Here is a 22,245-nt window from a genome sequence, read left to right as displayed (position 1 = left end):
AGATCAATCGCCTGAAGACGCTCAAACGCGCCATGTACGGTCGAGCCGGTCCAGAATTGTTGCGGGCGAGAATGCTACCGTTCCGCCACACAGATTGAGGCAGAGCCCAATTAAGGGCTACGCGACAACCGCCAAGAAAAACGCCTGATAACAAGGCGTTGATCCACCACTCAGATCGCGGATCTCAATATCTGTCGATCAAATACACCGAGCGGCTCATCGAAGTGGGTATCGATCCATCGGTCGGAACTGTGGGCGATTCCTATGACAATGCGCTTGCAGAATGTGTCATCGAGCTGTTCAAGACCGAGGTCATCAACCAGATCGGCCCATGGAAATCGATGCGCGAGGTCGAGTGGGAAACCCTCAAATGGGTGGATTGGTATAACAACCGCCGCCTGCTCGGCCCCATCGGATAGCCGGTTTCAGATTGCCTCGCAGCATCACATCACAGGGTGGCCGGATGTCCCGGAATCGGCGGCCGGATGATCCCGGAATACGCAATGGACACCCAATTTCGGTTCAGACATCCGGGATGCCTCCTTTTTTCAATCAAAGAATGGTGGCCAGACTGATCCCGGCCGAGATGAAAACGACGAGGATCAGCAGCAAGGGCCAGACGAAGACGACCCAGCGGTCGAAAGATACGCGTCCGATCGCCAGACCACTATGGCTTGCCGCGCCGAAAGATGAGCATCGCTATGGCGAAAAGAGGCGCGCCGATCGCCAGGAGCGCGAGCGCCTGCGGCCAAAGCTCGGACAGGCCTATCCCTTTCAGGAACACGCCGAGGATCACGTCCATGTAATGGCGCAGCGGGCTCCCGAGAGAGAGAGTCTGCAACAGCGCGGGCATGCTTTCAACGGGTGCAAGTGTCCCGGAGAGGAACATCAACGGGAACAAGCTGAAAAAGCTTAGCAAAAGGGCCTGCTGCAATGTTCGGCTCACGCTTGCGATCAGCACGCCCAGCGAAATCGCGCTCACAAGGAATACGGCAGTGAGCGCAAGGAAGAGAAGGATGCTGCCCCGCATGGGCACGCCGAACCACCAGACGATCAAGAGGCTCGGGAATATCGAGAGGAGCCCGATAACGAGTGTCGGGAAGGTCTTGGCGACGAAGAGCTCCGCCGTGCCGATCGGCGTCACCTGGAGCTGCTCGATAGTGCCGGTTTCTTTTTCGCGGACGATGGAGGCCGCTGGATGGATCACCCCCACCATCATGGCGGCAAGCGCAATCATGGAGAGCACCACGAATGAGGTGTAGGTCTGGTCAGGGTTGTACCAGACCCGGACGACCGGCTGGACACCCCCTCCGGACACCGCTGCGATTGTCGGAGCCGCCCGGAAACGGTTGACGATCTCAAGCGCATAACCGCGGGCCTGTGCCGCCATGTTAGAATTGGTCCCGTCAAGGATTACCTGCAAGGTAGGCGCGTCGCCCCGCGCCAGATCATGCTGGAAGCGTTCCGGGATGACGAGCGCAACACGGGCCCGGCCCGTCTGAAGCCAATCTGTCGCCGCAGGCGCGCTGGCGGGATACCCGGCGGGCGCGAACGCGTCTGTTACCATAAAGCTTTCGACCAGGGCGCGACTCGCTGATGTCTGATCGAGGTCGACGACGGCGAGCGGCATGTCATTGACTTCGAAGGACAGGGCGTAGGCGCAGATCACTACCTCGATCGTGTAAAGCCAGAGGATCAAGACCAGCATCACGCGGTCGCGCAGCAGCTGAATCATCTCCTTTACAAGGAGGCCCGCAAGCCGCGTGCCCATCACGCCACCTTCTTTCGAAACCGCCACGCCGCGAGCGCGAAGATGATCGCCGTATAGGCGAAGAGAAGCAGGACCGAGGGCCAGAGTTCCGGCAAACCGGCGCCCTTGAGCACGATGCCCCGCGAGAAGTCCACGAAATATTGCACCGGGAACAGGCGCGTATAGAGCTGGAGGACATATGGCATGGTGAATATTGGGAACAGGAATCCCGAGAACAGAAACGACGGCATCAGCGTCACGATGAGCGCCAGTAACATGGCGACGAGCTGGCTTTTGGTGACTGTGGAAACCAAGAGCCCAATGCCGACGGTGCAAAAAACATAGACGAGCCCCACCAGAAGGAGGAGGCCAATGCTGCCGCGCAGCGGAACATCGAACCACAGAAAGCCCACGGCGATAACCATGACGATTTGAACAAAGGCAATAAGGCCATAGGGCACGAGCTTGCCGGTCAGAAATTCGGCCGGTGTAAGAGGTGATGCAAAGATCTGCTGAATCGAACCACTTTCCTTTTCACGGGTGATGGCAAGCGCCGTCAGAAGCGGCGGAAACGCCATCAAGATCACGCCGAACAAGCCTGGGATCACGAAAGTTACGCTGCGCAACGCCGGGTTATACCAGACGCGGGCCTCAACGTGGACGCTCGGGGACGCCTCACTATGAAAATCCGAGACGATGGCTGTTGCGTAGGCTGCGACGAGGTTGGCAGTGGCGGAATAAGTGCCGTCCACGAGCACCTGGACAGGTGCCGTTCCATCGCGCGCGAGGGTGTTCTGGAACTTCGGCGGGATAACGAGCGCGAGCTTGACAGTGCCACGCTGCAGCCCCTTCTCGACATCCCGATCATCGGTGAAATCCTGTGCGAGCTGGAAGTAGCCGCTCTGAATGAAACGATCGACCAGTGCCCGGCTGTCCGGGGACCGGTCCTGGTCGAAAACCCCCATGGGAACGTTGTCCACGTCGAGCGAGATCGCATAACCAAACAGGAAGAGCATCAGTAACGGCATGAGAAGGGCGATCACGACCGTGATGGGATCGCGAACTATCTCGGTCGTTTCCTTTTCAACAATAGCGGCTATACGGCTGAATTTCATCCTGCTTCCTCGATTGGCCGAACTGCCTGCGTGCGCTCCCGCTCGATATAGGCAAGAAACACGTCCTCGATCGTTTCCAGACCATCTTGCGGCAGGCCGGCGCGCAAGGCCGCGAGGTCGCCCGCCGCGATCAGGCGGCCCTCGTACATGAGCCCGAGGCGGTGGCAGTAGGCGGCCTCCTCCAGATAATGCGTCGTAACGAGCACAGCTGTGCCGGCCGCAGCCAGCGTGTTGACGAGACGCCAGAAGCGGGAACGCGCCTGGGGATCGACCCCGGAGGTCGGCTCGTCAAGGAACAGGACGGCCGGACGGTGCAGGATGCCGCAGGCGAGTGCAAGCCGCTGGCGCACGGGGCCGGAAAGGCCGGAGACACTTTCGTCCGCGAGGCCATGGAGCCCGGTGACGGCGCTTGCCCAGGCTATGGCCTCTCGGGCCGGGCGGCGCTTTATCCCGTAGGCGCTGGCGAAGAATGCAAGATTCTCATGCACGGTGAGATCGTGGTAAAGCGAGAAACGCTGGGACATGTAGCCGATACGCTGGCGCAAACGGCGCGGTTGCGAAGCAATGTCGATACCCACGACGCGCGCGGTCCCGCTCGAAGGCGGCAAAAGGCCGCAGAGCATGCGGATGAGTGTGGTCTTGCCGGCGCCGTTCGGGCCGAGCAGGCCGAAGATTTCTCCGGGGTTCACCTCGAAGGTGACATCGTCTACAGCGACAAAATCACCAAAGCGGCGGGTCAGCCGGCGCGTTTCCACACTCTGGGCCGGTTCGCGATGACCCTTCGAAGCGGCAAGCCGGGCGACTTCTGCAATGCCTGTCGGAACCTCGGTACGCTCGCCCTTGCGCAGGACAACGAAGACATCCTCCATCGAAGGCGTGGCCGGTTCCACCCGTCCGAGCTGTTCGAGCTGTTTGCGTAACTCGTTCGAAAGACCCTTGGCCGACTCCACAACAAAGCGGAGGTCCGTCGGCCGCCACTGGCTTCCCAGCATCTCCGGAGCCTCACTCAAGACATCCTCGACCGCGACCGGATTGTCCGTTTCCACCTGAAAGACAGCTCCCTGCGCGCGAGCACGCAGCGCGTCGGGCGTCCCTTGCGCGGTTATCGAACCGTGGTCGAGGAAAGCGACGTGATCGCACATTTCCGCCTCGTCCATGTAGGATGTTGCAAAGACAATCGTCGCACCCTCGTGCCGGAAGTCTTCCAGCATCCGCCAGAGTTCGCGGCGCGAGAGCGGGTCCACCCCAAGGCCGGGCTCGTCGAGGAGAAGCAGGGGCGGCTGATGAATCAGGTTGGTGCAGAGGGCGAGCTTCTTGCGCATGCCGCCCGACAGTGTGCCCTCCCGGCGATGAAGAAAGGGGGTGAGCGCGGCCATCGCGAGGAGGCGCTCGCTCCTTGCGGCGTACACAGCCCGAGGCACGGCGCGCACCTTGCCGGCGAAGGCCAGGTTCTCCGCGACGGTCAGGTGATCATAGAGCGTGAAGCCTTGCGCCATGTAGCCAATCCGGGACGTGACTTCGGAGGCTTGCCGTACTGTGTCGAAGCCGAGGACCCGGCAGCTGCCCTCACTCGGATCGAGAATGGCGGCCAAGAGTTGAAGGAGTGTCGTCTTGCCCGCCCCATCAGGCCCGACGAGACCAAAGATCTCGCCCCGCGCAATTCGCAGATCGATTGCACTGATGGCCCGAGCGTGGCCGAACCGCCGGCCCAGTCCCTCGGTTTCAATCATGTTGTCGCCCGCGCCGCTCATCGCCCCCGCCTCACTGCGGAACGAAGAGTTGCGGTGGCCATCGCGTGCCGGAATCCCAAAGTATCCAGGCATCAGCAGGCATGCCGGGCTTGAGCACACCATCAGGATTGCCAAGAACGAGCGTCAGGCCGAAAACCATGCGCGTCCGCTCCTCCGGCATGTGGATATCGCGGGGCGTGAACTGCGCCTGCTGATCGACCCGCGCAACCCGCCCTTCGAACAGACGGTCGGGAAAGGCGTCCACCCGAACGCGCGCGGAGGCGTCGAGCTTGACCTTGCCGATGTCCTTCTCGGGAATGAAAACCTTGAGTTCGATGCGAGAAAGGTCGGCCAGGATAGCCACCGTTCGACCTTGCTGGGCGAACTCTCCCACCTCTATCGTCTTCGCCAGAACGGTCCCGGAGACCGGTGTGAAAACGCGCGTCTTTTTCAGTTGGTTCGCCACAACGGCAAGCTCCTTGCGCGCGGCTTCGATCCGGCCTTCGGTGGCGCCGATCTCCGCTTCCAAAGCGCCAACCCGGCCCTGGGCATTCCGGAACGCGTTTTCCGCCTGCTCGACCCGCTGTGGCGTCACGGTACCCCGCCTGCCAAGTTCCCGGTAGCGGGAGAGCTCACGCTCGGCAATCTCATAGTGATGGCGCCAGACCTGCAGCTCGCGCTCCGCCTGTTCGCGCTCCCGCCGTCGCGCCTCGACCCCGGCCTCGGCTTGCTCTTTGCGCAGGATGAAATCGGCGTCATCGAGTCGAAGCAGGAGGTCGCCTTTGGTGACGGTTACACCTTCGTCAATCCCACTCTCGACGACACGGCCCGCGACCTCGACGGCCACCCGCACTTCCGTACCTTCGATGTGGCCGTTGCCGTAAAGCAACTGTTCAGGAAGCGGCGCTGGCCGCAAATAGAGGAACAAGCCATAAGAGCCGCCAGCAATGATGGCCAGCAACAGCGCGCTCAAGAGCCATGTATTTCTCACGCGGGCGTCCTCCTTCGTTCTCCTTGTTTATATCAGCGCCAGGGAATTGTTACTATGCGTGATCGTATTCCGTGTCGAACTCACTCACGGTTCCCGGCGCGATGTCTCCAGGAAGCGAAGAGGCACGACTTCCCATGCGCCACCAATCTGGGCCATGGCCGGGCTTTCCGTCCTGGCGCTTGCTGCCGGGCTGCTGATGGTCCGGGTATTCGCGGGGCCGTGAGGTGCAGGCGCACATGACGCCGGGGCGAATGTAACGCGCGAACATTGATCCAGATTAATACCTGCGCAATCGAAAGCCTTATGATAACATAGGGGCGAGGGGAGATTCCGGGTCGGCCATGACGGGACGACGCATCACCTTGTCCTTGAAGAAAGTGCTGTCGGCAAGATCGCCGGTGCTGCACTTTCTCATCGTTGTGGCCATGGTGGTTTCGGCGACGTTGGGCCAGATCCACAACGACGAGGCGTCGGTGTCATCCGACCTATTGTAGGCGCGTCGCTTGACCGGCATGTGGATAGGTCAGCGGCTCCTGCAAGCAGTCCGTCAGGTCACTGCATGTCGGGTGCCAGCTGTTCCGGCGCGGTGCTTCCGGCGACGCTGGAAGCGCCCCTGCCGATTGCGATACGATCCAGTTCGTATTCCGTCATACGTGAGAGACCCGCGACCGGCTCTGTTGCACAAATTCCGTGAGGGATTCATCTTGTGAATCCAGTGTGGTAGCTGGACTGCATGAGCAGACCCATCCCCCCGCCTACAAGACCAGGAACTGGACGGCCTATAACGAAGCGCTCAAGCGCCGTGGCTCGCTATCGATCTGGTTCGATCCCGCCATGACCTGGGAAGCCGCGCCCAACGGTAAGCGTGGTCGCCCGCCCGACTACAGCGGTGAGGAGGGTCGGAAACAGTCCGGGGGACTGCTTCCCGACGAACCCGATCCAGACCTACCTGACGATGAAAGTTCTGTTCGGCATGGCGCTCAGGCAGACGACCGGGTTTGTCGAGAGCCTTCTGCGCCTGATCGGCCTTGACTGGGCGGTGCCCGATTTCAGCACGCTGTCACGTCGCCAGAAAACCCTGACGTCTCGAACCAGTGGCGTTCGTGCCCTCACTCCCGCCCCGCAAGAACGTCAAATCCTAGAAACCCGACACCGTCGGCGCAGTCGACCGTAACGAAATCCTGCGGAGATCGAAGCGCGGCGGAAGGACCATCTGGCGACGATGGAGCGGCTATCACCGCCGAAGCCGCGTCGAAACAAAGATGCATTGCGTGAAGCAGCTCGGCCAACGCTTGAGCGCGAGGGGTTTTGACCGTCAAGTCGCTGAGTTCCAGGTCCGCGTCGCCATGCTGAACGGCTTCTCCGCGCTCGGCATACCCATCACAGAGGCCGCAGGATGAGTCTGCCCAGGGAAAGGGGCCCCTCGGCCATCAGCCGATTTGTGCAACAGAGTCGCAAAAGGTCGTCAAGGAGTCTGAGCTTTCCACCAAGGCTGAACAAGTATAGCCGAAAAGCGGTTACGCCGCCCCCGCAGTCAGCGCAGAAAGGCGCGGAACCGGTGCAGGGCGAAGGCGAACATCACCGACCCGATCAGCATCAGCGCCACAAGTTGCGGCCAGACCACGGACAGCCCGGCCCCGCGGAACAAGACCCCTTGTGCCAGCGCGATGAAATGCGTGTTGGGGGCCGCGAGCATGATGTATTGCACGGCTTGGGGCATCGACTCGCGCGGGGTGACGCCGCCCGACAGGATATCGAGCGGCAACAGCACCAGCAAAAGCAGCATGGCAAACTGCGGCATAGAGCCTGCGATGGTGGCCAGCAGGATGCCCATCGAGGTCGTTGCAAAAAGGTGCAACGCCGCGCCCACAAGATAGAGCGCAACCGATCCCCCGATCGGGATACCCATCCCCGCCTGAACCACCAGAGTGAGCGAAAGCGCCGTCGCCACCAGCACCACGCTGCCCATGCTGAGCACCTTGCTCGTCATGATCTCGGCGGCGGTCACGGGCATGACCAGCAGATGTTCCAACGTGCCGTGGTCGCGCTCACGGATCAGGGCGGCACCCGAAAGGATGATGGACAGCATGGTCACCGTACTGATGACCGAGGTCACCGCCCCGAACCAGGCCGGGTCGAGCGAGGGGTTGAAACGGGCCCGAACGGCAAGGTCAACCGGCATATCGGTCGGGGCGGCATCGCGTTCCAGCCATCCGGCAATCTCCTGATTGATGATGGCGCTGATACTGCCCGCCCCGGTAAAGGCCTGGCTGACCCGCGTCGCATCGACATTGAGCTGCAACTCGGGCCGGTTCCCGGCCAGCAGGTCGCGCTGGAACTCGGGCGGGATCACCAGCGAGAACGTGTCGATCCCGGCATCCATCCGCGCATCCATTTGCGCGATATCGATCTGGGTCGGCGGCACGAAATAGGGTGGCAGGAACGCATCGGCGACGCGCCGCGACAGGGCCGAGGCGTCCTCGTCCACGATCCCGATCGTGGCGCGGTTGAGCGATTCGGGGATGGCGGTCGCGCTCACATAGACATCGAGCGTGAAGGCATAGGCGACCAGCACCATCAGAAGCGGATCGCGCAACAGTCCGCGAATTTCCTTCAGCGACAGTTGCAGAACATGCCAAAGCCGCATCGTTTATTTCTCCTGTTTGCGCACGAAGATGGCACCCAGCACCATCACCACGGGCACAAGCGCGAGCATCGGCAGGAAAGACCCGCCCAGATCATCGAATCCCAGTGCCTTTGAAAAGGCCCCGCGGGAGATGGTGACGAAATGGCTGGTGGGATAGATTTCACCGATCACCCGGCCCATGCCCTCCATTGACGCAACCGGATCGATGATGCCGCCATATTGCATTGCCGGGATAAGCGTTGCCAGAAAGGTAAAGAACAGGGCCGTGACCTGGCTTTGGGTGAAGGCGGAAATAAGCAGGCCCAGCCCGGTGGCCAGCACGACATAGATCAGCGCCCCAAGCGAAAGTGCCAGCAGGCTGCCCTTGACCGGCACCCCGAAGACCACCACCGCCAGCGCCAGCAGCAAAAGGTAATTCATGAAACCCAGCACGACATAGGGCACCTGTTTGCCCAGCAGGAATTCCAGCCGTCGCGCCGGGGTGACATAAAGATTGACGATCGACCCCGTTTCCTTTTCGCGGGCCACGGACAGGACGGCCAGTGTGGCGGGGATCAGCATCAGCAGCAGCGGGATCATCGCGGGCACCATGGCCGCCAGGCTCTCGACATCGGGGTTGTAGCGGTAGCGCACCTCAAGCGTGAAGTTTCCCGTCACCGCCTCATCGCCAAAGACCTGCCGCATCTGCCCGGTCAGCCAGTGGGCGTGCATCCCCTGGATATACCCGCGCACCGTATCGGCACGCATCGGCATGGCCCCGTCGAACCACGCGCCAATGGCGACGGGGCGGCCGCGTTCAAGATCCGCGGCGAACCCCGGCGGAATTTCCAACGCCAGGCTGATTTCACCCGCACGCATCCGGTAATCCAGATCGGCGTGATCGACAAGCGGCGGTTCCTCGTCAAAGTAACGCGACCCGGCCAGGTCGTTGATATAGGATTGGCTGAGGATGCTCTGATCGAAATCGAGCGCCGCGAATTTGAGGTTTTCGACATCCATGGAAACGCCATAGCCCAGCACGATCATCAGGATCACGCTGCCAAGGCTGGCAAGCGTAAGGCGGATCGGATCGCGGCGCAACTCCAACGACTCGCGCCATGAAAAGCTCAGCAGCCGCGCCAGGCTGAACCGCCCGCGCCGCCGCCGGGCGGAAGTGGCAGGCCCGGCGGAAAGCCCTTCTTTCGTCTCGAGCGCGGGCGGAGTATCCTGATCCTGCGCGCGCTTCAGATGATGGACGAAGGCATCGTCCAGCGTCTCTGCGCCCGCCTCTTCGCGGATCGCCTCGGGCGTGTCGCTGACAAGCACGCGGCCCTGGTGCATCAGCGAAATCCTGTCGCAGCGCGTGGCCTCGGCCATGTAATGGGTGGAGATGAAGATCGTTACGCCGTCGTTCCGGGACAGATCGATCAGCGATTGCCAGAAGATATCGCGCGCCACCGGGTCCACCCCCGATGTCGGCTCATCCAGAATCAGGATGTCGGGCCGGTGGATCAGCGCAACCGCCAGCGACAGGCGCTGACGAATACCCAGCGGCAGGCGCATCGGCAGGCTGTCGAGCACGTCTTCAAGATCGAACCGCTCAGCGAGTTCCGCGATCCGCGGCACGATCTCTGCGGATGTCATGTCGAAAAGCTGCCCGTGCAGATCAAGGTTCTGCCGCACCGTCAGCTCGGAATAAAGCGAGAAGGATTGCGTCATGTAGCCGATGCGCTTGCGGGTGGCCATGTCATGGGCATCGACCTTGCGACCGTAAATCTTCGTGGTGCCGTCACTCGGATCCAGCAGCCCGGTCAGCGCCTTCATGGTGGTGGTCTTGCCGCACCCGTTGGAGCCCAGAAAGCCGAAGATCTCGCCGCGCTTGATGCGAAAGCTCACCTTGTCGACAGCGGTGAAATCGCCAAACCGCACGGTAAGGTTCTCGGCCTCGATGACGTTTTCCCCGTCGGATGCGGGATCACGCGGCGGTATGCTCAGGTCCTTGTGGCGGCTGCGTTTTTCCTCGGGCAGAAGTGCGATGAAGGCCGCATCCAGATCAGCAGCACCGGTGCGTTCCAGGATTTCGTCGGGGCTGCCGGTCGCCAGAACCTTGCCCGCGTCCATCGCCACTAAATGATCGAAACGCGCGGCCTCTTCCATGTAGGCGCTTGATACCAGCAGGCTCATGTTCGGGCGATCAGCGCGGATGCGGTCGATCAGGGCCCAGAATTCGCGCCGCGACAGCGGATCGACGCCCGTGGTCGGCTCATCGAGAACCAGAAGGTCGGGGTCGTGGACCAGCGCGCAGCACAGGCCCAGCTTCTGCTTCATCCCGCCCGAAAGCTTGGCCGCCGCGCGGTCGGCAAACGGGGCGAGACCGGTCGCCTTGAGCAGTTCGTCGATCCGCTGCGCGCGTTCCTGCGCGCCCTCGCCAAAAAGGCGCCCGAAAAAATCGACATTTTCGCGGACCGAAAGCGTCGGGTAAAGGTTCCGCCCCAGCCCCTGCGGCATATAGGCAATGCGCGGGGCGATGCGCGCGCGATGCCCGGCGCGGGCCATGTCGCCCCCCAGCACCTCGAGCCGCCCTGTCTGCATCCGACGCGCCCCGACGATCAGCGCCAGAAGGCTCGACTTTCCCACGCCGTCCGGCCCAATGACGCCGACGGAACGGCCTGACGGCAGGTCGATCGAAACATCGTCCACGGCCAGGGTATTGCCATAGCGGAGCGAGAGCCCCTCGGCACGCACCGCAGGCATGGAATCGGTCATTCCAGCACCTTGCCCTGTGCCTCGGCCGGCCAGGGCGCGGTCGGATCAAGCCGCACCCAGGCGACGCCGGGAAGCCCGGTCTTGACCTGATCGAGGTGCTTTTGAAGGAGCTCCGGCGCGATCCTGGCCCGAACCCTGAACATCAGCTTCTCGCGCTCAACCTCTGTCTCGACCGTCTTGGGCGTGAACTGCGCCACGTCCGACACGAAGGAAACGCTGGCAGGGATAATGATGCCCGGTGCCGCATCCAGCAGCAGGCGCACCTCGGTTCCCAGCCCGATACGCCCTGCATCTGCCGTCGGAAGGAAAAACGTCATGTAAACGTCGTTGAGGTCCACCATGTTGACGACGCGCCCGCCGGCACCCACGACTTCGCCCGCGCGCGCGACGATATATTGCACCCGCCCGGCACGCGGCGCTTTCAATGTGCTGTCCTCGATCTGGACGTCGATCGCCTCGATCATCGCCTGGGCCGCGGTCACTGCGGCCTCGGCCCCAATCACCGAAGCTTTCGCCGATGCTACCCCCGCCCGTGCCGCCGCAAGCGATGCCTCTGCAGAGGCAACCGCCGCCGCAGCGCCAAAGGCGTTGGCCCGGTCGATCTCGAATTGCCGTTCGGATGTGATGCTGTTCTGCGTCAGAGACTCGGAGCGCTCATACTGGCGCCGCGCGACATCCTCCTCCGCGCGGCGCTGTTCCAGAAGGGCCTCGGCCGCGCGTACTTCGGCCGCGCGCTGTTCGACAAGCAGCGTGGCGTTTTCCACGGCGATTTCAGCGCGGCGCAGTTCCGCCACCATCTGGTTGCGATTGGCCTGCAATTGCCGCGTGTCGAGCGTGGCCAGAGGCGCACCTGCCGTCACGAGCCCTCCTTCGTTCACAAGCACCGTGTCAATTCGCCCGGGCAGCTTGGCCGCAACGTCGATTTCGACCGCTTCGATCCGCCCGTTGCCGCGCGCAAATCCTTCCGCGTCCGTATCGGATAGGGTGCTTTGCCAGATCAAAAAGCCGGATACGGCGACAGCGATGACGATCGCGGCCATGATAACGGGTCTGTTTTTTGCCACTGGATACTCGCTTGTTGTGATGATTCGGGCGTGTTTTTTATTCTTGCGACGCGCCTGAACCCTAAATCATCCGCATGCGGTTTCACAACCGGATTGAACGTCGTATCCGTTACAGAACGATGTTGTCCACCCGTCCGAGCCGGCCCCGGGCAAAGTCACAGGACAGGCCCAGAATGCCGAGCACGGTTTCGATTTCCGCCGAGTTTCTGGGCGCATAGACCATGACAGCCGTGGGCGGGATCATGCCCGCCGCAGCCATCGGATGTGGCTCTGCCCAGCCAAGATCGACGATCTTCGGCACCGCATCCTCTGGCAGCATCATGTGCAGGCTGCCGTCCTGCGGCGGATGGACATGGGCGAACTCGGTACCGATCATGAACGCCTCACGGCAGCCGCAGCCGCGCCCGTGTTCGAGGCAAAGTGCCTCGGCCCCCGGCACCGAGATCATCGAGGGCTGGCGGATGACAAAGGGAAAATCGAAGGCCCTGTCCTTGAAAGCGCGATATGACGCGGCATCAGGGTTCTGACTGATCTGCGTATGCGGGGCACAAGGCGTGGTGACGGGCCTTGGCCCCTCGCGCGGCGGGATATTCAGCATAACGGGGCCTCCGTGGGTGTTGTTTACGCCTGCCCGGTCAGTGCGGGCGTGTTGGCCAGCAGGAAATCGCGGACCGATTGTGGCCTTAGTCCGGTCAGCTTTTCCACGTCATCCGAGGCCATGTCGAGATTCCCCTTGGCAATGGCGACATCGAAGGACGAGAAGACATTCGCCATGAACTCCGGCAGGCCATTCGTGACCATCGCCTCAACCAGGGCGTCGCGCGCGATCGGGACGTAGGGGATCTCCTTGCCGGCAACTTCGGACAGTATCGCGGCGATCTCGGCATGGCCGACGGCCTCGGGTCCGGTGATGTCGCGCAGGGTCGAGCCCGTCTCGGATAACAGGGCCGCGGCAGCGGCGCGGGCACAATCGGCGCGCGTGACATAGCCCGCTTTGCCGTCGCCCGCCGCCGCGTAAAGCGCCCCCGTGCCAATCGCCTGCGCCCCGCTCATCAGCAAGAGATCGGCGTAAAGACAGTTGCGCAGGATCGTGTGGGGGATACCGGTCTGCTTGATCAGCGCCTCGCTCTCGCGGTGATCGGCGGCAAAGGTGATCGGGCTGCTTTCATCTGGATTGGTGAGCGACGTATAGACGATATGCGATATACCGGCCTCCTGCGCGGCGGCGATCGCGTTGCGGTGCGCGGCAAGCCGTTTGCCCGGCTCAAGGTCGTCCGTCGAGATGATCAGCAGCCGCCCGCCGCCGGCGAAGGCCTTGCCAAGAGTGGTCGGGTCATTGAAATCGCCCGCCCTGACGTCGACCCCGCGCGCCCGAAGTGCCGCGAGCTTTTCCGGTGTGCGGGTGATCGCGACCAGGGGTTCTCCCCCCTGCGCCAGCAGGTTCTCGATGACCTGACTGCCGAGTTGACCAGATGCGCCGGTCACGATGAAGGGACCCTTGATGGCATTGGACATGGTTTTGTGTTCCTTTTCCAAGTTTCTGTTCAACCGAAGCGAAAGGCGCTTTCGACAGCGCCAAGAACGTGATCCTCCAGCGTCTTGCGACCGATATCGTGGCCCGCCGCACCCGCCACGACATGCAGCGGCATCAGGTGCTCTTCGCGCGGATGGGCCTCGCGGCCGCCCGGCGCCTCTGACCAATGCGTCAGCCTGCGGTTGCGTTGATCGGGATCGGGGCAGGTCATCGCCTCGGTCAGCCAGGTATCGAATGCGCCGCCAACGATGTCGCCCCGCGGCCCGCCACGCAGGCTCCGCATCAGCACGCCCATATTGTGATAGGTGTTGCCGCTGCCGAGGATCAGCACGCCCTCATCACGGAGGGGGGCCAGGGCCTGACCAAGCGCAATATGGCGCGCGGGGTCCAGATCGCTGGCAAGCGAAAGCTGGACGCAGGGAATGTCAGCCTCTGGAAAGGCGACCTTGAGCGGTACGAAGACGCCGTGGTCAAAACCCCGTGCGGCATCCTTCGCGGCTGGAAGCCTAGCGGCGCGGATCAGGTCATGCACCCGATAGGCCAGCGCCGGATCGCCAGGGGCTGGCCAGGTCAACTCGTAGGTATGGGGCGGGAAACCGCCATAGTCGAACAAAAGCGGTGGGGCGGGATTGGTCTGCACGGTGAAGGCGGGCTCTTCCCAATGACCCGAGATCACGAGGATTGACCCGGGGCGCTCAGGCAGCGTGCCCGGGAGATCCTGCAGGAACTGCCGGTGCCGGTCCCACTCATCGGACGGGTTCCAGTCCATGAAGAAACAAGGGCCGCCCCCGTGGGGAATGAAGAGCGTGGGCTGGCGGGCCATGTCCGATTGTCCTTCCCGGTTGCCAAGGCAACCCTCGAGTGGCTGTATCAGGAGGAGTAATAGTTGAGATATGGCAAAAATTAAAGTAGGGATGATAAAGTAACCACCTGGAAAGGAAGCGCACAGCGATGTCCAAAACGCCGCCACAGTGCCCGATGGATGCGATCCTGAGGCTGCTCATGGGGCCATGGACCACCTACATCATCTGGGTGCTGAGCGATCAGGGGCCGCAAAGGTTCGGGGCGTTGAAGCGCTCCGTGCCGGGGATATCGACCCGAATGCTGACCGAACGGCTGCGGATGCTGCAAGATGCCGGGGTCATCTGGCGCGAACAGGCCGAGACGATCCCCCCTGCCGTCACCTATGGCTTGACGCCGCGCGGCAACGAGTTGCGAAGCGTTCTCGACGGCCTGGGACAAATCGCAGAACGATGGAAGGCTGAGGGGGTGTTTCAGGACGATGACTTGGGCGCTGTTTGACTGCGCCAGCCCGAAAAACGCGTGCGTTTACCAGCTTTGGGCGGTGCCGATTCATAACGGTTGTGAGCTACGCAGCGCCGCTCGGCTTTTGCGAATGACAGTTGATGGACCTGTTGGACGCCTTTGAGCGCGGCCAGTCATGTTGCGCTGTGCGATCGTTATCACGTTTTGGAAGCAGGTGATCACCATGAGAGAAAGTAAAGGTGCCGATGTGCTCAGAGGGGCCAGGGAGGTCTTTTTGAAGTGCGGCTTCGAAGGCGCCAGTGTCGATGCCATTGCCGAACAAGCCAAGGTTTCGAAGGCGACCCTTTATGCGCATTTCTCAAGCAAAGACAGGCTCTTCTTAAGCGTTTTACGAGCTGAATGCGACAGACTTTCTGAAGAAATCTGCCGTCCGCTTTCAAACCTGGGCAATGCACAAGATGCCCTTGAAGAGCTCTCGCGGCGCATGATCGGGCTGGTCATGGATGAGGGTTACATTCGTCTCCTTCGTGTTTGCATCGGCGCGGTTCCGGTTCTGCCGGAGGCAGGCGAAATATACATGGATGCAGGCCCAACGCGCGCTATCACACACGTCGCGCAAATACTCAAAGACTTGCACGAAACGAAATCACTGAACGTTGAAAACGTTCAAAACGCCGCCAGTCAGTTCATTCACCTGTCCATCTCCGACGTCATCATGCCGCGATTGCTGGCCGTCGACCAGCCTGTCGATGCATCTGAGCATTCAAAGAGGGCGGTTGACGCTTTTCTGGCGGTATATGGCCGACGCAATGACTTATAGCGTGGGAGGCCCAAACAGCTTGCCTTCTGGTGCTTCGACAGGTGCCATGCCGCGCCTCAAGGTGACTGATCCGGTTGAACACTTGACCCAGATGGTGCCGGACACTAGCTACCCTAGCATATGCACCGACCGGACGGTACAGTTTTGAGTGAGCACATGACCCCAGCAGAAACCAGAAGCGCGTCTCGCAGGATACTGTCTGCTGCGCGCGCTATCGCCGCGCGCGCAGGTGCGGGAAAGATAACGATCGACGCGGTTGCAAAGGAGGCGGGCCTCAGCAAGGGGGGCGTGCTTTACAATTACCCGACAAAGAAGGCCCTGCTCTCGGGGCTGCTCGATGCGATGTTGGCCGAACATCGGGAGCTGCTGGACAGCGTGCCGGAGCGGCACCCCGCGCGAACCCTGCGTGGGCATCTCGAAACGGTTCTGCAATCGCAAGAGGTGGATGATGACCTGTCGATGGCGATCCTCGCGACAGCGGCCTCAGATCCGCAACTGCTCGATCCGCTGCGGGGAGAATTGACCGACGACATCGGGCGTATCCTGTCCGACACACAAGACACGCAGGGTGCCATGGTGGTTTTTTGGGCGATTCAGGGGGTGCGCTTCCAGAAACTTCTCAAGCTGCCAGACGGCGGGGCGGATCTCCGTGGTCGCGTCATCGAAAGATTAAGGACCCTGATCGATGAACTCGAATAGAATGAAGCAGAGCTGGAAACGGATCGCATCGGTTACCGTGATCGCGGCGGCGGCGCTGCTGGTTTTGTCGGTGTTTCCGGCGCTCCGGACCGATGTCCGGGCCCAGACAACGACTGACGCGCCAAAGCCTGCGGCCGAAACCCGCGAGGGGGCTGAACACGACCGGAAGGTCACAGTAGAAGTGACCCGAGCAACAAGTCGCACCGTCACGCGTGGCCGCACCGTTGCCGGGCGGGTCGCGCCAGCCCGCACCGTAGACATCGCTTTCCAGGTTTCTGGACAGGTCCTGCGCCTCGAGGTGGAACCGGGCGACAAGATCAGCCAAGGCGATCTGATCGCGGAACTCGATCCGGTCGATTTCGAACTTGCGGTGGATCGGGCGCGGGCCGCCTTTGACCTTGCGAAATCCGAGCTCGAGCGCGCGAAGAGCCTTGCCGAACGAGGGGTTGCGGCCGAAGCGCGCTTCGAAACCGCCCGTGCCGAATACGCGCAGGCCGAAGTTGCGCTGCGCGAGGCCGAGCGGCGCCTCTCACAGACGCAGATCATCGCGCCTTTCGATGCAATCGTGGCGCGCACCTTCATCGAGGAATATGTCAACGTCACCTCCGCGGCGCCGGTTGCGCGTCTTCAGGATGTCAGCGAGATGCGGATCATGATCTCTCTGCCGGAAGAACTGGCGGCGGTCGCACGCAGCGCACCCGACGCCTTTGATCTCGTGGCAAGTTTTCCAGCCGTGCCCGGCTACACGGCTCCGCTCGTGCTTCGGTCCTTTGCAACCGATGCTGACCGCACGGCGCAGACCTACGATGTGGAATTCGCCATCACGGGCGATGTCGACTCGCGGCTTCTGCCCGGGATGACGGCCAGGGTGCGCCTTTCAAATGCGGCGGCCGAATCCAGTGCACAATCTGCCATGGTCCCCGTGTCAGCGATCGATACCTCTAGCCGAACCGAGCCTTCGGTCTGGATTTACGACGAAGAGTCGGGGCAGGTCAGGCGCCGGACCGTGCGTCTGGGCCTTCCCGTCGATAACGAGATCGTGGTTCTGGAAGGTCTCCAAGGCGATGAACTGGTCGTCTCCGGCGGGTGGTGGCGGCTTCGCGACAATCAGACCGTGACGGTTGCGGGGCTCTGATCCCGCCCCCTTGACAGGACACGAACAAATCCATGGCATTCAGCATTTCCGGCGCAAGCATCCAGAGGCCCGTGGCGGTCTGGCTCCTCATCCTTTTTTGTCTTTTGGGCGGGTATTGGGGGCTGAACACCGTGGGCCGCCTTGAAGACCCGAGTTTCACGCTCAAGACCGCGCTCGTGTTCGTGCCGTATCCCGGCGCGACAGCAGTCGAGGTCGAGGAAGAGGTCTCGGACGTCATCGAAAACGCGCTGCAGCAGATGAAGCAGCTTGACCGGGTCGAATCGAAGTCGATGCCGGGCATGGCGCAGATCACGGTCGAGATCGAGGGCACCTATGGCCCGGATGAGATTCCGCAAGTCTGGGACGAGATGCGGCTGCGCATCAGCGACGTGCAGGACGACCTACCCCAGGGCGCGCGCGCACCCATTGTCAACGACGATTTCGGCGATGTCTACGGCATGTTCTACGCGGTAAAAACCGAAGGTCTCAGCCCGCGCGAGGAGCGGGATCTGGCCACGCGATTACGGCTTGGGCTGGTGACCGTCGACGGCGTTGCGAAGGTTGAGGTTCAGGGCCTTACGGAAGAGACGATCACCCTCTCGATCCCGTCCGCGCGCCTGACGGAATTGGGCCTGCCGCCAAACCAGGTTCTGGGCGTGCTGAACGATGAAAACCTCGTTTTCAACAATGGCGAGATCACCGAGGGCCCCGCCCGCATCGGCCTGTCCGTTCCGCCGGGTTACGTGACCCCCGAGGGGATCGAACAATTACGGCTTGGCGCGGCCGGAGAGGTCGGACAGGTTGCGATCCGTGACATCGCCCGCGTCTCCCGCGACGNAACAGCCCGCGAATTTCCTTCAGCGACAGTTGCAGAACATGCCTGAGCCGCATCGTTTATTTCTCCTGTTTGCGCACGAAGATGGCACCCAGCAGCACCACCACGGGCACAAGCGCGAGCATCGGCAGGAAAGACCCGCCCAGATCATCGAATCCCAGTGCCTTTGAAAAGGCCCCGCGGGAGATGGTGACGAAATGGCTGGTGGGATAGATTTCACCGATCACCCGACCCATGCCGTCCATTGACGCAACCGGATCGATGATGCCACCATATTGCATCGCCGGGATAAGCGTCGCCATGAAGGTGAAGAACAGCGCCGTGACCTGGCTTTGGGTGAAGGCGGAAATCAGCAGGCCCAGCCCGGTGGCCAGCACGACATAGATCAGCGCCCCGAGCGAAAGCGCGAGCAGGCTGCCCTTGACCGGCACCCCGAAGACCACCACCGCCAGCGCCAACAGCAAAAGGTAATTCATGAAACCCAGAACGACATAGGGCACCTGTTTGCCCAGCAGGAATTCCAGCCGTCGCGCCGGGGTGACATAAAGATTGACGATCGAACCCGTTTCCTTTTCGCGGGCCACGGACAGGACGGCCAGCGTGGCCGGAATCAGCATCAGCAACAGCGGGATCATCGCGGGCACCATGGCCGCCAGGCTCTCGACATCGGGGTTGTAGCGGTAGCGCACCTCAAGCGTGAAGTTACCCGCCACCGCTTGATCGCCAAAGACCTGACGCATCTGCTCGGTCAGCCAGTGGGCGTGCATCCCCTGGATATACCCGCGCACCGTATCGGCGCGCATCGGCATGGCCCCGTCGAACCACGCGCCAATGGCGACGGGGCGGCCGCGTTCAAGATCCGCGGCGAACCCCGGCGGAATTTCCAGAGCCAGACTGATTTCACCCGCCCGCATCCGGTAGTCAAGATCGGCATGATCGACAAGCGGCGGTTCCTCGTCAAAGTAACGCGACCCGGCCAGGTCGTTGACATAGGATTGGCTAAGGATGCTCCGATCGAAATCGAGTGCCGCGAATTTGAGGTTTTCGACATCCATGGACACGCCATAGCCCAGCACGATCATCAGGATCACGCTGCCGAGGCTGGCAAGCGTCAGGCGGATCGGATCGCGGCGCAACTCCAGCGACTCGCGCCATGAAAAGCTCAGCAGCCGCGCCAGGCTGAACCCCCCGCGCCGCCGCCGGGCGGAGGTGGCGGGCCCGGCGGAAAGCTCTTCTTTCATCTCGGGCGCAGGCGGGGTATCCTGATCCTGCGCGCGTTGCAGATGGTGGACAAAGGCATCGTCCAGCGTCTCTGCGCCGACCTCCTCGCGGATCGCTTCGGGCGTGTCGCTTACAAGCACGCGGCCCTGGTGCATCAGCGAAATCCTGCCGCAGCGCGTGGCCTCGGCCATGTAATGGGTGGAGATGAAGATCGTCACGCCATCGTTTCGGGACAGATCTATCAGCGATTGCCAGAAGATATCGCGCGCCACAGGGTCCACCCCCGATGTCGGCTCGTCTAGGATCAGGATTTCGGGGCGATGGATCAGCGCGACCGCCAGCGACAGGCGCTGACGAATACCCAGCGGCAGGCGCATCGGCAGGCTGTCGAGCACGTCTTCAAGATCGAACCGCTCAGCGAGTTCCGCGATCCGCGGCACGATCTCTGCGGATGTCATGTCGAAAAGCTGCCCGTGCAGATCAAGGTTCTGCCGCACCGTCAGCTCGGAATAAAGCGAGAAGGATTGCGTCATGTAGCCGATGCGCTTGCGGGTGGCCATGTCATGGGCATCGACCTTGCGACCGTAAATCTTCGTGGTGCCGTCACTCGGATCCAGCAGCCCGGTCAGCGCCTTCATGGTGGTGGTCTTGCCGCACCCGTTGGAGCCCAGAAAGCCGAAGATCTCGCCCCGCTTGATGCGAAAGCTCACCTGGTCCACAGCTGTGAAATCGCCAAACCGCACGGTAAGGTTCTCGGCCTCGATGACGTTTTCCCCGTCGGACGCCGGATCGCGCGGCGGGATGCTCAGGTCTTTGTGGCGGCTGCGGTTTTCCTCGGGCAGAAGTGCGATGAAGGCCGCATCCAGATCAGCGGCACCGGTGCGTTCCAGGATTTCGGCCGTGCTGCCGGTCGCCAGAACCTTGCCCGCGTCCATCGCCACCAGGTGATCGAAGCGCGCGGCCTCTTCCATATAGGCGCTCGACACCAGCAGGCTCATATGTGGGCGATCAGCGCGGATTCGGTCGATCAGGGCCCAGAATTCGCGCCGCGACAGCGGATCGACGCCGGTGGTCGGCTCATCAAGAACCAGAAGGTCAGGATCGTGGATCAGTGCGCAGCACAGGCCCAGTTTCTGCTTCATCCCGCCCGAGAGCTTGGCCGCCGCGCGGTCGGCAAAAGGGGCAAGCCCGGTCGCCCTGAGCAATTCGTCGATCCGCTGCGCGCGTTCCTGCGCGCCCTCGCCAAAAAGACGTCCGAAAAAATCGACATTTTCGCGAACCGAAAGTGTCGGGTAAAGGTTCCGCCCCAGCCCCTGCGGCATATAGGCAATGCGCGGGGCGATCCGCGCGCGATGCCCGGCGCGCGCCATGTCGCCGCCCAGCACCTCCAGCCGCCCTCCTTGCATCCGCCGCGCCCCGACGATCAGCGCCAGAAGGCTCGATTTTCCCACGCCATCTGGCCCGATGACGCCGACGGAACGCCCTGACGGCAGGTCGATCGACACATTGTCCACGGCCCGGGTCTTGCCATAGCGGAGCGAGAGCCCCTCGGCACGCACCACAGGCCCCGGATCGGTCATTCCAGCACCTGCCCCTGCGCCTCAGCCGGCCAGGGCGCGGTCGGGTCAAGCCGCACCCAGGCGACGCCGGGAAGCCCGGTCTTGACCTGATCGAGGTGCTTTCCCAGCAGCTCCGGCGCGATCCTGGCCCGCACCCTGAACATCAGCTTCTCGCGCTCGATTTCCGTCTCGACCGTCTTGGGCGTGAACTGCGCCACGTCCGACACGAAGGAAACGTGCGCGGGGATGACGATGCCGGGTGCCGCATCCAGCAGCAAACGCACCTCGGTTCCCAGCCCGATACGCCCCGCATCCGCCGTCGGAAGGAAAAACGTCATGTAAACGTCGTTGAGGTCCACCATGTTGACAACGCGCCCGCCGGCACCCACGACTTCGCCCGCACGCGCGACGATATATTGCACCCGTCCGGCACGCGGCGCTTTCAATGTGCTGTCCTCAATCTGCACGTCGATTGCCTCGATCGTCGCCCGGGCCGCGGTCACCGAAGCTTCGGCCCCAATGACCGAGGCTTTCGCCGAAGAGACCCCGGCCCGCGCCGCCGCAAGCGACGCCTCTGCCGAGGCAACCGCCGCCGCGGCGCCAAAGGCATTGGCCCGATCGATCTCGAACTGCCGTTCGGATGTGATGCTGTTCTGCGTCAGAGACTCGGAGCGCTCATACTGGCGCCGCGCGACATCCTCCTCCGCGCGGCGCTGTTCCAGAACGGCCTCGGCCGCGCGCACTTCGGCCGCGCGCTGTTCGACAAGCAGCGTAGCGTTTTCCACGGCGATTTCGGCGCGGCGCAGTTCTGCCACCATCTGGTTGCGATTGGCCTGCAATTGCCGCGTGTCGAGCTCGGCCAGCAGCGCGCCCGCCGCGACGAGTTCCCCTTCGTTCACAAGCACGGTGTCAATCCGCCCGGGCAGCTTGGCCGCAACGTCGATTTCGACCGCTTCGATCCGCCCGTTGCCGCGCGCGAATCCTTCCGCGTCCGTATCGGAGCGGGTGCTTTGCCAGAGCAAAAAGCCGGATACGGCGACAGCGATGACGATCGCGGCTATGATAACGGGGCTGGGTTTTGCCACTGTATACTCGCTTGCTGTGATGATTCGGGCGTCCTTATTGTTCTTGCGA

17 protein-coding genes and 3 pseudogenes are annotated in these 22,245 nt (G+C 62.3%); 8 read left to right on the top strand and 12 right to left on the bottom strand.

The features are described from left to right. Positions 1-158: 158 nt before the first annotated feature. Positions 159-416, top strand: a pseudogene (locus GC127_RS00890) (integrase core domain-containing protein); the annotation flags it as partial. Positions 417-667: 251 nt separating this feature from the next. Here GC127_RS00890 and GC127_RS00885 read toward each other — a convergent pair. From GC127_RS00885 to GC127_RS00870, 4 genes are read right to left on the bottom strand one after another with little or no spacing between them, the layout of a single operon-like run. Continuing rightward, positions 668-1,735 carry an ABC transporter permease gene (locus GC127_RS00885; RefSeq protein ID WP_199861132.1) on the bottom strand — a complete coding sequence of 356 codons (1,068 nt, stop codon included), beginning with the start codon at positions 1,733-1,735 and terminating at the stop codon, positions 668-670. Positions 1,736-1,770: 35 nt separating this feature from the next. Further along, a complete protein-coding gene (locus GC127_RS00880; protein ID WP_151975911.1) occupies positions 1,771-2,865 on the bottom strand; it encodes an ABC transporter permease in 1,095 nt (364 codons plus the stop codon). Beyond that, on the bottom strand, positions 2,862-4,616 hold the full coding sequence (locus tag GC127_RS00875) for an ATP-binding cassette domain-containing protein (protein WP_199861133.1): 1,755 nt from the start codon (positions 4,614-4,616) through the stop codon (positions 2,862-2,864). Before GC127_RS00875 ends, GC127_RS00880 begins: the two co-directional genes overlap by 4 nt. Before the next feature lie 10 nt (positions 4,617-4,626). Continuing rightward, on the bottom strand, positions 4,627-5,586 hold the full coding sequence (locus GC127_RS00870) for an HlyD family secretion protein (RefSeq protein WP_093037093.1): 960 nt from the start codon (positions 5,584-5,586) through the stop codon (positions 4,627-4,629). 341 nt (positions 5,587-5,927) lie between these two features. On the opposite strand from GC127_RS00870, the gene GC127_RS22630 reads away from it, so the two are divergent. After that, complete coding sequence (locus GC127_RS22630; RefSeq protein ID WP_199861134.1) at positions 5,928-6,080, top strand: hypothetical protein; 153 nt, start codon at positions 5,928-5,930, stop codon at positions 6,078-6,080. A 235-nt stretch (positions 6,081-6,315) separates the two neighbouring features. After that, a pseudogene (locus tag GC127_RS00865) lies at positions 6,316-6,986 on the top strand (transposase). A 134-nt stretch (positions 6,987-7,120) separates the two neighbouring features. Here the strand turns inward: GC127_RS00865 and GC127_RS00860 are convergent. From GC127_RS00860 to GC127_RS00835, 6 genes are all read right to left on the bottom strand, one after another. Then, entirely contained in the window at positions 7,121-8,233 is a 1,113-nt protein-coding gene (locus tag GC127_RS00860) for an ABC transporter permease (protein WP_151975912.1), read from the bottom strand. Between the two features lie 3 nt (positions 8,234-8,236). Beyond that, entirely contained in the window at positions 8,237-10,978 is a 2,742-nt protein-coding gene (gene rbbA / locus GC127_RS00855; protein ID WP_151975913.1) for a ribosome-associated ATPase/putative transporter RbbA, read from the bottom strand. Continuing rightward, entirely contained in the window at positions 10,975-12,018 is a 1,044-nt protein-coding gene (locus GC127_RS00850; RefSeq protein ID WP_037239698.1) for an HlyD family secretion protein, read from the bottom strand. The genes rbbA (GC127_RS00855) and GC127_RS00850 overlap by 4 nt, the downstream gene beginning before the upstream one ends. A 133-nt stretch (positions 12,019-12,151) precedes the next feature. After that, positions 12,152-12,640, bottom strand: coding sequence for a luciferase family protein (locus GC127_RS00845; RefSeq protein WP_151975914.1), 489 nt, complete (start codon positions 12,638-12,640; stop codon positions 12,152-12,154). A 23-nt stretch (positions 12,641-12,663) separates the two neighbouring features. After that, the gene (locus tag GC127_RS00840; protein WP_151975915.1) at positions 12,664-13,557 is read right to left on the bottom strand and encodes an SDR family oxidoreductase; all 894 of its coding nucleotides are present in this window, start codon (positions 13,555-13,557) and stop codon (positions 12,664-12,666) included. Between the two features lie 29 nt (positions 13,558-13,586). Beyond that, positions 13,587-14,399, bottom strand: a complete 813-nt coding sequence (locus GC127_RS00835) for a class III extradiol ring-cleavage dioxygenase (RefSeq protein ID WP_151975916.1) — start codon at positions 14,397-14,399, stop codon at positions 13,587-13,589. Between the two features lie 128 nt (positions 14,400-14,527). Between GC127_RS00835 and GC127_RS00830 the strand changes: the two genes are divergently transcribed. The 5 genes and pseudogenes from GC127_RS00830 to GC127_RS00810 all read left to right on the top strand — a co-directional run. Continuing rightward, a complete protein-coding gene (locus tag GC127_RS00830) occupies positions 14,528-14,878 on the top strand; it encodes a helix-turn-helix domain-containing protein (protein WP_254699909.1) in 351 nt (116 codons plus the stop codon). A gap of 187 nt (positions 14,879-15,065) precedes the next feature. After that, a complete protein-coding gene (locus tag GC127_RS00825; protein ID WP_232279252.1) occupies positions 15,066-15,662 on the top strand; it encodes a TetR/AcrR family transcriptional regulator in 597 nt (198 codons plus the stop codon). 156 nt (positions 15,663-15,818) lie between these two features. After that, positions 15,819-16,361 (top strand): TetR/AcrR family transcriptional regulator, encoded by a 543-nt coding sequence (locus tag GC127_RS00820; RefSeq protein ID WP_151975917.1) that lies wholly within the window; start codon positions 15,819-15,821, stop codon positions 16,359-16,361. Next, the gene (locus GC127_RS00815; RefSeq protein ID WP_254699911.1) at positions 16,348-17,496 is read left to right on the top strand and encodes an efflux RND transporter periplasmic adaptor subunit; all 1,149 of its coding nucleotides are present in this window, start codon (positions 16,348-16,350) and stop codon (positions 17,494-17,496) included. The genes GC127_RS00820 and GC127_RS00815 overlap by 14 nt, the downstream gene beginning before the upstream one ends. A gap of 32 nt (positions 17,497-17,528) precedes the next feature. Then, positions 17,529-18,333, top strand: a pseudogene (locus GC127_RS00810) (efflux RND transporter permease subunit); the annotation flags it as partial. A 57-nt stretch (positions 18,334-18,390) separates the two neighbouring features. Here GC127_RS00810 and rbbA (GC127_RS00805) read toward each other — a convergent pair. Further along, positions 18,391-21,132, bottom strand: coding sequence for a ribosome-associated ATPase/putative transporter RbbA (gene rbbA / locus GC127_RS00805; RefSeq protein WP_151992545.1), 2,742 nt, complete (start codon positions 21,130-21,132; stop codon positions 18,391-18,393). Beyond that, positions 21,129-22,196, bottom strand: a complete 1,068-nt coding sequence (locus tag GC127_RS00800) for an HlyD family secretion protein (RefSeq protein WP_254699913.1) — start codon at positions 22,194-22,196, stop codon at positions 21,129-21,131. Before GC127_RS00800 ends, rbbA (GC127_RS00805) begins: the two co-directional genes overlap by 4 nt. Positions 22,197-22,245 lie beyond the last annotated feature (49 nt).

The sequence above is a fragment of the Roseovarius sp. EC-HK134 genome (assembly GCF_902498815.1).
In the GTDB taxonomy this organism is placed as follows: Bacteria; Pseudomonadota; Alphaproteobacteria; order Rhodobacterales; family Rhodobacteraceae; genus Roseovarius; species Roseovarius mucosus_A.
This window is presented reverse-complemented; position numbering and strand designations above follow the sequence as displayed.